The organism is Streptococcus castoreus DSM 17536 (assembly GCF_000425025.1).
Taxonomy (GTDB): Bacteria; Bacillota; Bacilli; order Lactobacillales; family Streptococcaceae; genus Streptococcus; species Streptococcus castoreus.
Genome location: NZ_AUKZ01000035.1, coordinates 1 through 14,272, shown reverse-complemented (window position 1 = coordinate 14,272; position 14,272 = coordinate 1). Strand labels below are relative to the sequence as shown.

The window sequence follows — 14,272 nt, the reverse complement described above, 5'->3', positions numbered from 1 at the left end:
TTATTTCCATTTAGAGCGTCGTCTTTACGACGTTGCAAAACGTTATCATGGTTGGATTCTGCATAGACGATACTGTCTGTTGTCATACTGCCGCCAACCAGAAAGGCTGCAAAGGTTGCTCCTACGAATAGCCATTGCTTACCAGATTTCCATGTGCGAAATCCTTTTTGGGTCACTTTCTTCATTTTAAACTCCTTTTATAAAACCAAAATTAAAAAACACTAATCCAGTGTAAGAACGATTATATATATATATATATATTGTCAAGTATTTTCTAATGTTTTTTTGTAAAATGAGAACTTCCAAATGCAGATTTTTTATTATCCCTTCATTTTCGTGCTTCTTGCAACAAAACAAAGGGGATAATAACGCAGCTACCCAAAGAAACAACCGAACTTCGCCTAGGACTAAATCTTTCTGTTTCCTTGCTATTTTTTAGCTCAAGTTTCAGTTCAAACAGAGAGCGAACTCCTCTAAAATTTACCAGAATCTCAACAATTCAAACAGTCTCGTCTAAACATAAAAAGAAGCAGCTCTTTGAACTCCTTCTTTATAAGTAAATCTTTTAAATTGAATCCCCATTCCAAATCGAATTTTTCACAATGACATAATCAACACGGCGAAGACTATCTAAATCTTTTCCACCTGCATAAGAAATAGAGGATTGTAAATCTTGTTGCATCTCTGTGAGTGTGTCTGACAAATGCCCTTTTGTTGGAAGCAAGATTTTTTTACCTTCAACGTTTTTGTGTTCTCCTTTTTGGTACTCCGAAGCAGAACCGTAATATTCCTTAAAGGTTTCTCCATCAACCTCAACTGTTTTCCCAGGACTTTCGATATGACCAGCAAAAAGCGAACCAATCATCACCATGCTCGCACCAAAACGAATTGATTTTGCAATATCTCCGTGAGTCCGAATCCCACCGTCAGCAATAATCGGTTTACGAGCTGCCTTAGCGCACCAACGCAGGGCAGCCAACTGCCAGCCTCCTGTACCAAAACCTGTTTTGACTTTGGTGATACAAACTTTACCTGGTCCAATCCCTACCTTAGTTGCATCAGCACCGGCATTTTCTAATTCACGAACAGCCTCTGGTGTTCCAACATTTCCAGCAATCACAAAAGTATCTGGCAATATTGTTTTGATATGTTTGATCATTTCAATAACACTATTGGCATGACCATGGGCAATGTCAATGGTGATAAATTCAGGAGCATCTTCTTTTAATGACGATACAAAGTCATATTCATAATCTTTAACCCCAACAGAAATAGAAGCAATCAGACCTTGTGAATGCATACGCCTGATAAATGGTTGACGACTCTCCTCATCAAAACGGTGCATAATGTAGAAATACCCCGCTTTTGCTAGCTGTTCTGCAATGGCTTCGTCAATAATCGTTTGCATATTTGCAGGAACGACTGGTAATTTAAAGGTATGATTACCAAATGTAATAGTCGTATCAGCTTCTGAACGGCTATTAATAATACATTTATTAGGAATTAATTGAATATCTTCGTAATCAAATACAGGCATGTCATTAAACATAAGTTTTCTCCCTTTTTACAAGGTTAAAAAGAGCTAGCAAGACTAGCCATCTCTCCCCTCATTTTTCATTAAAATGACCTTCCTATAACTCATTGTATCAAATGAGCATCGCTGGGTAAAAACTTACCCTTCCTTACTATATTCTACTAGTTTGTTTATTTTTTGTCAAATTTTTTATTATTTTTTTGTTTAATATTCGTGTTTTAAGAACATTTTCCTTAAAAAACTTTTACAAATGCTATCACTAAAAAAGCTAGCCTTTTGGACTAACCTCACTATTATTTAGAAATTAATTTTTCCTTTAAAAGATAGGCACGCGCAACCTTGTTAGCGTCCTCACCTTTAACAGAAACCTTATAATTCATCTGCTGCATCTCTTTTTCAGTCAATTTCCCAGATAGTTGATTGAGAATTTTTTTGAGTTCAGGATGTTTTTTTAGTAGCGAAGCTTTCATTAAGGGCGCTCCTTGATAAGGTGGAAAGAGTTGTTGGTCATCTTTCAAGACCCGTAAATGATATTTCGTAATCTCTGCATCAGTTGAATAAGCATCTGTTATTTGAATATTTCCAGATTGAATGGCTTGATAACGAAGAGCTGGCTCCATGGTTGCCACAGACAACTGCAATCCATATTTTGATTGCATCCCCTTGTAACCATCTTCTCTATCTTTAAATTCTAGAGTGAAGCCAGCTTTCAATTTTGATTCATGCTTCTTTAAATCAGAAATGGTTTTAACGTTTAATTCCTTAGCCAATTTTTCAGGCATAGCAACCGCATAAGTATTTTGATAAGCAAATGGTTTTAAAAGAACGAGATTATCCTGCTTAGCAATCCCAATTTTAGCATCCTGATAAACTTGTTTAGGATCATTTGATAAAGCCGGTTTAGTTTTCAAAAGACTTGAAGTAATGGTTCCTGTAAATTCAGGATAAATATCGACATCTCCAGATTTGACAGCTTCATATAAAAAACTCGTCTTGCCAAAATTAGGTTTAAGGTCAACTTTCAACTTCGATTGCTCCTCGATTAATTCTTTATAAATATTAATGAGAATATCTGGTTCGACACCTAGTTTACCAGCAATCACAATAGTATCTGATCCTTTTGAAAATTGTCCAACAACCATTGGCGCATATGAGGTTAGTAAGGCTAACAACGTAACAAAGAAACTCATGATAAGGCGTTTCAAAGATGCTTTTTCTAAGTATTTTAAAAGGGAATTGAAAATAATCGCTAAAAGGGCGGAGGAAATAGCACCTATCAGAATAAGATTAGCATTGTTTCGATCAATTCCAAGTAAAATAAAGGAACCAAGTCCCCCTGCACCAATTAAGGAAGCTAGAGTAGCTGTTCCAATAATCATAACAGCTGACGTACGCACACCAGACATGATAACAGGCATAGCAATAGGAATTTCAAATGTCTTTAAGCGCTCCCATTTGGTCATCCCAAAAGCTGTTCCTGCTTCTACCAAGCTAGGGTCAATACCATTTAATCCCGTAATAGTATTTTGTAAAATAGGAAAAATAGCGTAAATAACCAAAGCTGTCACTGCCGGTAAAGTACCGATCCCCATTAAAGGAATAAAAAGACCAAGTAGAGCCAATGATGGAATGGTTTGAAAAACCCCTGTCACCTGTAAAACAAAACCTGACCAACGTTTGCTGCGACTTAGTAAGGCTGCTAGTGGAATACCAATCAACAAGGCAATCATTAAAGAAAGAAGAGAGATTTGTAAATGCTCTGCCAAGGCCGTTAGCCACTCACTAAAACGATTTTGGAAGGTTACAAATAAACTAGGCATGAGCACCACCTCCAAACAAACTCGCTACAAAATCATTGGCTGGATGAACCTTGATGTTTTCTGGTTGATCCAGCTGAACAATCTGTCCTTCATTTAAAACGGCTACACGATCTCCAAGTTTAATAGCCTCATCAATGTCATGGGTCACAAAAACAATGGTTATGTCAAATTCTTTGTGAAGACTTAACATTAAATCTTGTAATTGTTTGCGCGAAATAGGATCCAAAGCAGAAAAAGGTTCGTCCATCAATAAAATTTTAGGATGAGAAATAATAGCACGTACAATGCCAATTCGTTGCTGCTCCCCTCCAGACAAATCGCTTGGGTAACGATCGAGATAATCTTTAGCTGGCAAACCAACCTTATCAAGCAACTCCTCAGTTTTACTTCGGATTTCTTCTGGTGTCCATTGCTTCATCTTGGGAATAATGGCAATGTTTTCAGCTACTGTAAGATTGGGAAAAAGTGCAATCTGCTGCAAAACATATCCAATAGATAGTCTCATATCACGTAAATTTAACGCTTTTTGTGAAACTTCATTTAAGAGAATATCGCCTGAACTAGGTTCTATTAAACAATTAATCATTTTTAAAAGAGTTGTCTTACCGGAACCACTAGGACCAACCAAGACGAAAAATTCACGTTTATTAATCTGAAACGTCTGTTCTTGCAAAACCTTCGTCTGACCGAAAGTTTTAGAAACATTATTAAATCGTATCATAATTCTCCAATTCATCAGTTAGGGAGTCAATGTTCATCATTGATCCAGTCATTTATCTCTCCAATGCTTATGGAAACTACTGTCTTTAATCGTATTTTCCTACCACTATTTTGACTATTATAAAAAGTTAATTCTTATAAGTCAAATAGTTTATCATACTTCTCAAAAAACATAGCGTTGCTCTAACGTGTTAGAAATTCCAACGTTGGTGAACCGTATCCTTTTTAATTTCCATCTAAATGCTCTAACGAAAACCAACAAGTCCCCTCAGGATAACCCTTTATACGATAAACTTACCCATCAATAACAACGCACACACGCTAAATGTCTAAGAAATTTTCAACAAAAATAACGGTTTTGGCATGTCAATATTCAGATATTTCAAAATGAACGATTCTTTTTAGATGTTTGACTACAGAGAAAAATCTAAAATGAATGATTTTCGTCGATATGATAATTCAGAAATAACGGTTTGCTGCATCTATCATGCAAAACAGATGCTTTGCCTTTTGATGAAAATCTAGTTATGATACAGCTATGATAAGACCAATTTCAATTTTAGCCCTTCTAAATCTAGAAGATGATTTACAATATACTTTTATAACTGAACTATCCAGTCATTTTCCCCACCTTTTTGCTATCAAAATGAAAGATCATCGACACACATTTAACGCTACTGATTGGACTAATTATCAGGCCATTTTCAGCTTTCAGCAGCACTCGATTGATCTACCAACACTTTATTTTAAGTGTTCAGAAGTCGGGCAAGGATTTACCATCAGCAAAGGGCTGTTTGATAATGCGCACGAGATTTTAGAATTAGTTCAATACATCACCCAATTTTATCAGAAGTTTGATGGGCAATTTTTACATTATCTCCCCTTACAAGCAAGATTGGCTAACCAAGATGGACAAATCATCATTGATAACCATGGGTTTAATGGTAGTTTTTTCCCACTCACTGAAAAACAGATTGAACCTTGGATTCTTGATGATCTGAAATCTGGGACTAGCATCAATAAATCCTTTATTGTTCCTTCGGGTTCATTGGATCATATTTACATGCAACATTACCACGCATTAAAAAATAACCAAGGACAAGTGGTTGGTGTTTTTAACACGATTCAAGATATTAAACCGTTACTTAGTCAATACCTAGAAGAGACCGGGCAAGCTATCGTAGGATGGTCCGATGTCACTTCCGGTCCGTCGATTACTAGTGATATTTAGCAAATTGAAAGACTGGAATCATACATTCGGTTATCAGCTAGGCTAAAAGTAGTAGTGGGTACCATATTTACTAGCTAAACTGACAATTTAAAAGAAAGGCATAACAAATGACTTTGACCTGTCCTCAAAAAGTTAGACATAAAATCTAACGATTGGAGCAAGTCAACTCGTGCCCACTGAAAAAGATTGAAGAGAAACATCATGTTAACAAAAAACGAATGATGATACTTAGTTACAAGAAACTATTTACCATACATTCGTTTTTTAGTTATCATCGGTCAATCTCAAATCTAATTGTTTGTTAAATTTTTAATGTAACTGACTTTTTCAGTAGGCTCAGTCAACTCTATTCTCTTTTTTAATCACGACTAACAGGTTGTGAACCGTAACTTTGTGACACCGGCATAATTTCAATACGATTTATATTCACATGAGGTGGCTGATGAATTACCCAAGTCACAGTATTTGCAATATCCTTAGGCTGAATCGCGTGTGCCCCTTGATACAAAGCCTTAACCCGATCTTCATCACCATTAAAACGAACACTTGAAAATTCCGTTCCCTCACACAAGCCTGGTTCAATATTGCTAACACGAATATGACTTCCAGCCAAATCAGCCCGCAAATTAAGGGAAAATTGTTTGACAAAAGCCTTGGTAGCACCGTAAATATTAGCACCTGGATAAGGAATTGTTCCGGCTGTTGACCCTAAGTTGATAATAATTCCTTCATCTTTTAACACCATAGTAGGCAATAACTGACGCGTTAAATAAATTAAACCAACAACATTGGTGTTAATCATAGTCATCCAGTTAGTAAAGTCTGCCTCGTGAGCTTTATCAAGTCCCAAAGCCAGACCAGCATTATTAACTAAAATAGAAATGTCTTGCCACTGACTCGGGAGACCTGCCAAAGCAAGATCAATAGCCTTAGTATCTGAAACATCCATCTGTAAGGGGTAAAAATACTCTGATCCCAAAGTAACTTCCAAAGCTTTCAGCTTTTCAAAACGACGAGCGGCACCAATAACTTTTATACCATCAGCAATAAGTTGTTCAACAATCGCCTTCCCAAAACCAGCCGAAGCTCCTGTCACCAATGCAATTTTTGCCATCATTCTTTCCTCATTTTCAACAAAAACGAGATGGGCTATCCAACTCGTTTTAATTATTCCTAAAATAAATCCCACTTTATTGTTTAAACTAAATGTCAATGAGATAGTCACTCTTTGATTAGCCTTCGATGGCTTGTGCAGCTGTAATAATAGCTAACTTGTAAATATCTTCAGCACTTGAACCACGAGATAAGTCATTAACGGGTTTATTCAATCCTTGTAAGATTGGACCAACAGCCTCAAACATCCCTAAACGTTGTGCAATTTTATAACCAATATTCCCAGACTGCAAATCAGGGAAGATAAAGGTATTCGCGTGACCTGCAACATCTGAGTTCGGTGCCTTAATCTTAGCGGTTTCAGCAACAAAGGCTGCGTCAAATTGCAATTCTCCATCAAGGGCTAACTCAGGTTTTAGTGTTTTAGCAATTTCTGTTGCTTCTCTTACCTTATCAACTTGTGGTGCTTTACCAGAACCTTTAGTTGAGAAACTTAACATAGCAATCTTAGGGTCAATGTCAAAGATTTTAGCTGTTTCTGCTGTGTTAACAGCAATCTCAGCTAATTCCTGTGCCGTTGGATCAATATTAATCGCACAATCGGCAAAGACATAACGTTCACTCGTATTTTCACGGTTCATCAAGAAAACACCTGATGTCCTAGAAATACCTGGTTTTGTTTTAATAATTTGAAGAGCTGGACGAACGGTATCAGCTGTTGAATGAATCGCACCTGATACCATACCATCTGCCAAACCCATTTTAACCAACATAACCCCAAAGTAATTAACATCACGAAGCATTTTATCAGCATCTTCAAGCGTCGCTTTACCTTTACGAATGTCAACAAACACTTCTTTCATTGTTTCAAAATCAGCGTAATCATTTGGATTAATGATGTTATAATCTTGATCAGCAAAACCTAATTCTGTCAAAAGGTTACGGACATCTTCAGCTTGTCCAAGAATAATCGGTTCTAAAAGCCCCTCAAATTTCAAACGTGCCGCTGCACGAACAACACGCTCATCATTACCTTCTGGAAAAACAATCTTCATATTTTTACCAAGAATTTTTTCCCTTAGACCACCAAATAAATTACGAATACTCATTAATGATTAACCTCTATCCTTTCTTGTAAATACATGATAACGCTCTCAAAGTCATCTGTCAAGTTTATTGTATGACTACAATCATTTTCTGTAAATGGATCACTGAAATGCAAGTAATGGCAATGCAAAGCCTGCCTTGTAATTCCCAGATCCAATCGACCGCCGTAAAGATCATCGCCCAGAAGTGGAAAACCAATATGCGAAAAGTGAACTCTTATTTGATGGGTGCGTCCAGTATGTAACTTAACATCAACTAAATGAACGTTTTTTGCATAGCGTGTCACAACCCTATAACTTGTTCTAGCATACTTCCCCATTGGATCTACTGCTCGCGTGATAATACTATCTTTTGAGCGCCCAATTGGTGCTATAATCTCCCCTTCATCAGGTAAACTACCATCACCAGAAACCAAAGCATAATAACGTTTTTCAATAGATCTAGTCTGTAATTGCTTATCTAATCTTGCATGGGCATAACCATGTTTTGCAAATAACATTAAACCACTAGTATCTCTGTCTAGACGGGTCACAATATGAACTTGCTGGTCTGGGTAGTTATTTTTTACATAATAAGCTTTGATAAAATTCGCAATGGTATTAGAATGGATGGCACTTGGAATACTGGCAAAGCCAACTGGCTTATTAATCACCAAAAAATGGTCATCTTCGTAAACAATATCCAAATCAAAAGGGATAGCTTCAAGTTTCTCAAAGGGCTCTTCGTTTGGAATATCAATGGAAACGACATCCCCTGCTTCCAATAAATAAATGGCATTTTGTTCAACACCATTCACGAATATATTGCCTCCCTTATACTTTATCTTAGCTAATAATCCCTTTGAAACGTCATGACTTTTTAAGAGAGTTTTTACTTTTGTTCGTTTATCAGCTACAAATTCAAATCTCATGAATCAATATCTCCAATAAAAGCATCTTTAACTCTCTCCCAAAAGCTAGTATGGCTTGGTGAAGAGACAAAATGAATTTTTTCATCATCAATAAAATATTCTACTTTCGTAACATTTTTAAGCTGATACGTTTTATTATCAATGGAAATAGTATAAATACCTAATCTTCTTGGAACCAACTCAATCTTGTCCTTTTTAGGAATAATTAAAGAAGAGCCTAGCGTTCTAAAAACACGATTATTTAAACTCGAAATTTCTGTTAACTGCAACGCTTCAATAGTTGGGTGTAAAACAGCCCCACCTAGAGATTTGTTGTAAGCGGTACTTCCTGTAGGAGTCGATACAGAAATACCATCTCCACGAAAGCGTTCAAACTTGACATGATTAACAATAACATCTGCAACCATCGTTTTTTCAATTCGTTTAACTGTCGCTTCGTTTAGGGCACGCGCTTTAATCACACGTCCATCATCCAAACTAATGACAACCTTCAAAATAGGATAAGAAATTTGTTCCCCTTTGTCTCTTCTTAAGTTGTCGATCAATTTATCAACTTCAAAATCGCGATAGTCAGTGTAAAAACCAAGGTGACCTGTATGGATACCAACAAAACGCACCCTGTCCAATTCCTTTTCGTACATGTGAAAAGCAGATAAGAGCATCCCGTCTCCGCCAATGGAAATCACAATGTCTGGATTTTTCTTTGAAAGATAAAAATCAGGATCGTCCTTAAATACGGAGAAAAGCTTTGAGGCAACACGCTTACTTTGATATTTGCCATTAGCAATTATAGCAATACGCTTTACCTTATCTGTATAATTCGTCTGTGTCATCACTGTTTCCTACACCATCACTTAAATTTCGAGTTCCGGGATCAAATAATAATTGAGCTTCACGAATATCCTCACGAATTTTACGCATTTCTTCGTCTAATTCCAAGGCAATTTTTGCTGTGACTTCCAATCTCTTTTTGATTTCTTCTGGAAATTCGCCACCATATTTATAGTTCAAAGAGTGCTCTATGGTTGCCCAAAAGTTCATTGCTAGGGTACGAATTTGAATTTCGGCTAGTACTTTTTTTTGCCCTTCAATGGTATCAACAGGATACTCGACCACCACATGATAAGATCTGTAACCACTGGACTTCATGTTTCGAATATAGTCACGTTCATAAACAACTGTCATGTCTTGTCTCTGACGCAATAAAGCTAAAACGTCCTCAACATCGTCTACAAATTGCACCATGATACGAAGTCCTGCAATGTCTTGAATATCTTGTGCAATATTTTCTTCAAGCACACCACGTAGGGCCATTTTTTCTTTAATGCTTTCAACTGACTTGACACGACCTGTCACAAATTCAATTGGTGAATAGCGGTTTTGCTTACGAAATTGCTTGCGGATCCCACGTAACTTAATTTTCAATTCGCCAACTGTTTGAATATAAGGATCTAAAAATTCTTCCCAATCTAAAGCCATCTGCCTTCTCCTTTCTTGTCAAAGCTAGGATATTAATATAAAATTGAAATAACAATTCATTATAGCACAAATTAAATCTAAAAGGAATTTCCTATGACCAACCTAGAAATTGAGTACAAAACGCTACTAACCAAAGATGAATATAATCGTCTACTCTCGCAAATGAGCCATGTGACACCGATTACCCAGACAAATTATTATATTGACACTGAGCAATTTGACCTAAAAGCTAACAAAATGTCTCTTCGCATTCGTACTTTTGGAACAAATGCTGAATTAACATTGAAAGTTCCTGAAAAAGTTGGGAATCGTGAATATAATGTGTCTCTTAATATTGACCAAGCAAGAGACATGATTAAACAGGGAAACTTCCCTAAATCACCTGTGCTTGATTTAATCGCTTCTGTTGGCATTGATCTATCAGCGCTAAAAACATTTGGAAACTTAACCACTATTCGTCGAGAAACAGATACACCAATTGGAAAAATGGCATTGGATTACAATCAGTATGCTAATACTAAAGACTATGAACTGGAATTAGAAGTCACTGATCCTGTAAAAGGAAAAGTTGATTTTGATCATTTCTTAGCACAACATCATATTGATTTTAAATATGCCAAAAGTAAAGTGGCTCGTTTTAGTAAAACATTGAAGTATCCTAAATGAATCGTTGGTAAAATCAGTAGAAAGACTGAAATTTTTTTGTTTTTTTGTTAAAATAATAATGTCAATTAATAAATTTGGAATAAGATTTGGAGTTGTTCCATCCGTTTATTCTACTCATTGAAATGTAAGGAGTTAAATCTATCATGACTGACCGATATGCTGATAAGCAAATCAAGCTGTTTTCACTTACCTCAAATCTCCCAATTGCTGAAAAAGTCTCTGAAGCATCAGGTATTCCGCTTGGAAAAATTTCTTCTCGTCAATTCTCTGATGGGGAAATTATGATTAATATCGAAGAAACAGTTCGTGGTGATGATATTTACATCATTCAATCCACTAGTTTTCCTGTCAATGATAATCTTTGGGAATTACTTATCATGATTGATGCTTGTAAACGTGCAAGTGCCAATACTGTTAACATTGTCTTACCATATTTTGGTTATTCACGCCAAGATCGTGTGGCTAAATCTCGTGAACCGATTACAGCTAAACTAGTGGCAAATATGTTGACTAAAGCTGGTATTGACCGTGTTGTAACCCTTGATTTACATGCTGTTCAGGTACAAGGTTTCTTTGATATTCCAGTTGATAATCTCTTTACAGTTCCACTGTTTGCTGAGCATTATAGCAAGCTTAACTTAGTCGGATCAGACACCGTTGTGGTCAGTCCTAAAAATTCTGGTATCAAACGTGCCAGAAGTCTAGCAGAGTACCTAGATTCTCCAATCGCTATTATTGATTACGCACAAGATGACTCAGAACGTGAGGAAGGTTACGTTATTGGTGATGTTACCGGCAAAAAAGCCATTTTGATTGATGATATTTTAAATACCGGTAAAACATTTGCAGAAGCCGCTAAAATTCTTGAACGTGCGGGTGCTACTGATATTTATGCAGTTGCTAGTCACGGTTTATTTGCTGGAGGAGCAGCTGACGTCTTAGAAACTGCTCCGATTAAAGAAATTATTGTGACAGATTCTGTCAAAACTAAAAATCGTGTTCCAGAAAATGTGACTTATCTTAGTGCTAGTGATTTAATTGCAGAAGCTATCATTCGCATCCACGAAAGAAAACCATTAAGTTCCCTTTTTTCTTACCAACCTAAAGGCATAAGATAAACTATGATGTATTTCGACAATGCTGCAACTACTCCACTTAGTCTAAATGTTATTCAAGCAATGACAAAGGCTATGCAAGATAATTTGGGAAATCCTTCTAGCATTCATTCCTACGGTCGAAGGGCTAATAAAATTCTTCGTGAGTGCCGGCAAATGATCGCTAATCATTTGGGGACTACTGAGCGTCAAATCATTTTTACTTCTGGTGGAACCGAAAGCAATAATATGGCTATAAAAGGCTATGCACTGGCTAATCAAGCTAAGGGAAAACACTTAATTACAACTTCTATTGAACATCATTCCGTCCTTCGTACCATGACCTATTTAGAAAAACGTTTTGGTTTTGAAATCACTTATTTAAGCTGTAAAAACGGAAATATTGATTTAGAAGAGTTTAAAGCTGCTCTAAGAGAAGATACTATTCTAGTCAGTATGATGTATGCCAATAATGAAACTGGTGACTTACTTCCAATCGAGGAGGTTGGAAATATCCTCAAAAAACATCAGGCTGTTTTTCACGTAGATGCGGTGCAGACCATTGGTAAATTTCCCATAAATACTGCTGAATTAGGAATTGACTTTTTATCTGCTTCTGCACACAAATTCCATGGACCAAAAGGTGTTGGTTTCTTATATAACAAGGGATTAAAGATGGATGCCCTCTTTCATGGTGGAGATCAAGAAGAAAAACGACGGGCAAGTACAGAAAATATGATAGGGATTGTTGGTATGACACAAGCGCTAACCGATGCCTTATTCTGTTGGTCTCAACAAAACCAACAGATTCTGTCACTTCGCAATACTTTTCTTGAGGAACTAGATGGAGTATCTTATTTTCTTAATCAGAGTGGAAATCATTTACCTCATGTGCTAAATATTGGATTTCCAGGCTATCAAAATGGTAGCTTGTTAACACAACTTGATTTAGCAGGTTTTGCTGTTTCAACAGGTTCTGCTTGCACTGCTGGAACTGTAGAACCCAGTCATGTACTGACTGCTTATTTTGGTGAAGAGTCTCACCGCTTAACAGAATCCATCCGCATTAGTTTTTCAGATCAGAATACCTTGCAAGAAGTACAACAATTAGCAAGAACATTAAAAAAAATCCTAGGAGAACAAAATGGCATTTGAAAAAGACATCCACTTAAAAGACTGTAAGTACCGCTACCAAATCAGCCCAAAAATAAAAAAGTACACGCTAAGAGATACCACCTTTAGTCAGACCAAGATTGGACATTACCAACTTACTCGGTTATTAGAGAAAGTACCTAATTCTGGTGAGGGCTTCCCTCTAAAAATTATAATTAATAAAGACCTCGATAGCTTCAAGCTAGTCATCACAGATCAGTCAGGCCTTAGGTTGGTCAATATTTTTAAATCAAAAGACAATAAAATCCTTCAAGACAAATTCTATTTTTTAATGGATAGTCTCGTGGAACGAGATATTTTTATCAAAACAGAAATCTAGTCAGCAATAACAAATTTATTTCCTAGCTAAACTTAGGCAATGGTGTATAATGGTCCCAATCGATCCGTTATAGTACCATTGCCCTTTATTTTCTATGGCAGCAAAGTTAGTTGATAGGAAACATTTTGCTAATCTCTCTTTTCTTGAAAAATAAATTCTTACTAATAATCATAAATAAGTTGATTGATTTGAAGGCTATCTCTGTATTCTTTTTTATCTAGCCTAGAGATATTTTTTCAATTTACCCAACCTGTTAGATTAAGAATGTTTATTACAACACATCAACACTCATGGTGCTAGTTAATCTCAATGTATTTTAGATTATAAGCAAGTATAATTTGTTCAATTCTCAATTGTAATCCTGTCACTCCTCTAGTCAGTGTGTGTTCTACATCAAAAAGGGCACAAAGTTCTGAAAATCGAGTTTCAATGGCTCGTCTCATAGCCATCAATTTCCCATGATTATGTTGTTTGGCCCCTGTCATATTTTGACGTAAGGGTGTCCATAACTGATAGCCTTTTTGTTCCAAATCATTTTTCAGCTCCCGACTAAGGTAGCCCAAGTCTGCTAAAATGACGGATTGGTCACATTCTTCTAATAACTCGTAAACCGCTCTAATATCATGAACCGAAGCTGGTGTGACAACATAGTTCAGAATATAACCTGATAGAGTGACCAGCATATGTACTTTGAAACCATAGAACCACAGATGCTTAGAAGCGTTATAACCAATGTCCGCCAGTCCTTCAAAAATACGGGCTCTATGATTGCGGACAGGTTGACAAAGTAGCAGAGGAAAACTGTCGATGATGACTACTGTATCAGGAGATATGTGAGCATTCATTGCTTGTCTGATGGCTTGGACTAGCCAAATTAATTGTCTTGCTCGTCGATTAAAGCGACTTCTTTCAAGAAGATGACCGCAAGGAAAGAGTTGACAGATACGATAAAAATGCCGTTGAGACTTAATTCCTAATTCAGCTTGCAAGAGCAGTAAGACTAGTAGAGATTCGTCTGAGACCTTGGACAAGCTAACGTTACGACGGTGTTTTAAGCCTTCTGGACAATACTCACGATACAGCTGATGGCAAATTTTTGATAATTG

Annotated in this window: 15 protein-coding genes; 5 read left to right on the top strand and 10 right to left on the bottom strand. The window is 36.6% G+C overall.

The window, feature by feature from the left end; genetic code table 11:
• From H346_RS0107775 to H346_RS0107760, 4 genes are all read right to left on the bottom strand, one after another.
• On the bottom strand, positions 1–185 hold a 185-nt coding region (locus tag H346_RS0107775), incomplete at its 3' end, for a KxYKxGKxW signal peptide domain-containing protein (protein WP_027970585.1).
• Between the two features lie 380 nt (positions 186–565).
• Positions 566–1,549, bottom strand: a complete 984-nt coding sequence (gene guaC / locus H346_RS0107770) for a GMP reductase (protein ID WP_027970584.1) — start codon at positions 1,547–1,549, stop codon at positions 566–568.
• Positions 1,550–1,827: 278 nt separating this feature from the next.
• Positions 1,828–3,354: an ABC transporter permease/substrate-binding protein gene (locus H346_RS0107765; protein ID WP_027970583.1), complete on the bottom strand. Its 1,527-nt coding sequence runs from the start codon at positions 3,352–3,354 to the stop codon at positions 1,828–1,830.
• Positions 3,347–4,075: an ABC transporter ATP-binding protein gene (locus H346_RS0107760; RefSeq protein WP_027970582.1), complete on the bottom strand. Its 729-nt coding sequence runs from the start codon at positions 4,073–4,075 to the stop codon at positions 3,347–3,349. The genes H346_RS0107765 and H346_RS0107760 overlap by 8 nt, the downstream gene beginning before the upstream one ends.
• Positions 4,076–4,612: 537 nt before the next feature.
• On the opposite strand from H346_RS0107760, the gene H346_RS0107755 reads away from it, so the two are divergent.
• On the top strand, positions 4,613–5,305 hold the full coding sequence (locus H346_RS0107755) for a hypothetical protein (protein ID WP_027970581.1): 693 nt from the start codon (positions 4,613–4,615) through the stop codon (positions 5,303–5,305).
• A 358-nt stretch (positions 5,306–5,663) separates the two neighbouring features.
• On the opposite strand, the gene H346_RS0107750 is transcribed toward H346_RS0107755, so the two are convergent.
• The 5 genes from H346_RS0107750 to yjbM all read right to left on the bottom strand — a co-directional run bounded on the left by H346_RS0107750 (position 5,664) and on the right by yjbM (position 9,914).
• Complete coding sequence (locus tag H346_RS0107750; protein WP_027970580.1) at positions 5,664–6,419, bottom strand: SDR family NAD(P)-dependent oxidoreductase; 756 nt, start codon at positions 6,417–6,419, stop codon at positions 5,664–5,666.
• A 118-nt stretch (positions 6,420–6,537) separates the two neighbouring features.
• Entirely contained in the window at positions 6,538–7,527 is a 990-nt protein-coding gene (gene pta, locus H346_RS0107745) for a phosphate acetyltransferase (RefSeq protein ID WP_027970579.1), read from the bottom strand.
• Complete coding sequence (locus H346_RS0107740; protein WP_027970578.1) at positions 7,527–8,435, bottom strand: RluA family pseudouridine synthase; 909 nt, start codon at positions 8,433–8,435, stop codon at positions 7,527–7,529. Before H346_RS0107740 ends, pta begins: the two co-directional genes overlap by 1 nt.
• Positions 8,432–9,268 carry an NAD kinase gene (locus H346_RS0107735; RefSeq protein WP_027970577.1) on the bottom strand — a complete coding sequence of 279 codons (837 nt, stop codon included), beginning with the start codon at positions 9,266–9,268 and terminating at the stop codon, positions 8,432–8,434. The genes H346_RS0107740 and H346_RS0107735 overlap by 4 nt, the downstream gene beginning before the upstream one ends.
• The gene (gene yjbM / locus H346_RS0107730) at positions 9,243–9,914 is read right to left on the bottom strand and encodes a GTP diphosphokinase (RefSeq protein WP_027970576.1); all 672 of its coding nucleotides are present in this window, start codon (positions 9,912–9,914) and stop codon (positions 9,243–9,245) included. Before yjbM ends, H346_RS0107735 begins: the two co-directional genes overlap by 26 nt.
• Before the next feature lie 93 nt (positions 9,915–10,007).
• Between yjbM and H346_RS0107725 the strand changes: the two genes are divergently transcribed.
• The 4 genes from H346_RS0107725 to H346_RS0107710 all read left to right on the top strand — a co-directional run bounded on the left by H346_RS0107725 (position 10,008) and on the right by H346_RS0107710 (position 13,166).
• Positions 10,008–10,580, top strand: a complete 573-nt coding sequence (locus H346_RS0107725) for a CYTH domain-containing protein (protein WP_027970575.1) — start codon at positions 10,008–10,010, stop codon at positions 10,578–10,580.
• 143 nt (positions 10,581–10,723) lie between these two features.
• A complete protein-coding gene (locus H346_RS0107720; protein ID WP_027970574.1) occupies positions 10,724–11,698 on the top strand; it encodes a ribose-phosphate diphosphokinase in 975 nt (324 codons plus the stop codon).
• Positions 11,699–11,701: 3 nt separating this feature from the next.
• A complete protein-coding gene (locus tag H346_RS0107715; RefSeq protein WP_027970573.1) occupies positions 11,702–12,829 on the top strand; it encodes a cysteine desulfurase family protein in 1,128 nt (375 codons plus the stop codon).
• Positions 12,819–13,166 carry a DUF1831 domain-containing protein gene (locus tag H346_RS0107710; RefSeq protein WP_027970572.1) on the top strand — a complete coding sequence of 116 codons (348 nt, stop codon included), beginning with the start codon at positions 12,819–12,821 and terminating at the stop codon, positions 13,164–13,166. Before H346_RS0107715 ends, H346_RS0107710 begins: the two co-directional genes overlap by 11 nt.
• A gap of 296 nt (positions 13,167–13,462) precedes the next feature.
• On the opposite strand, the gene H346_RS09955 is transcribed toward H346_RS0107710, so the two are convergent.
• Positions 13,463–14,272 (bottom strand): IS982 family transposase (locus H346_RS09955; RefSeq protein WP_051188372.1); only part of this gene is annotated, 810 nt, incomplete at its 5' end.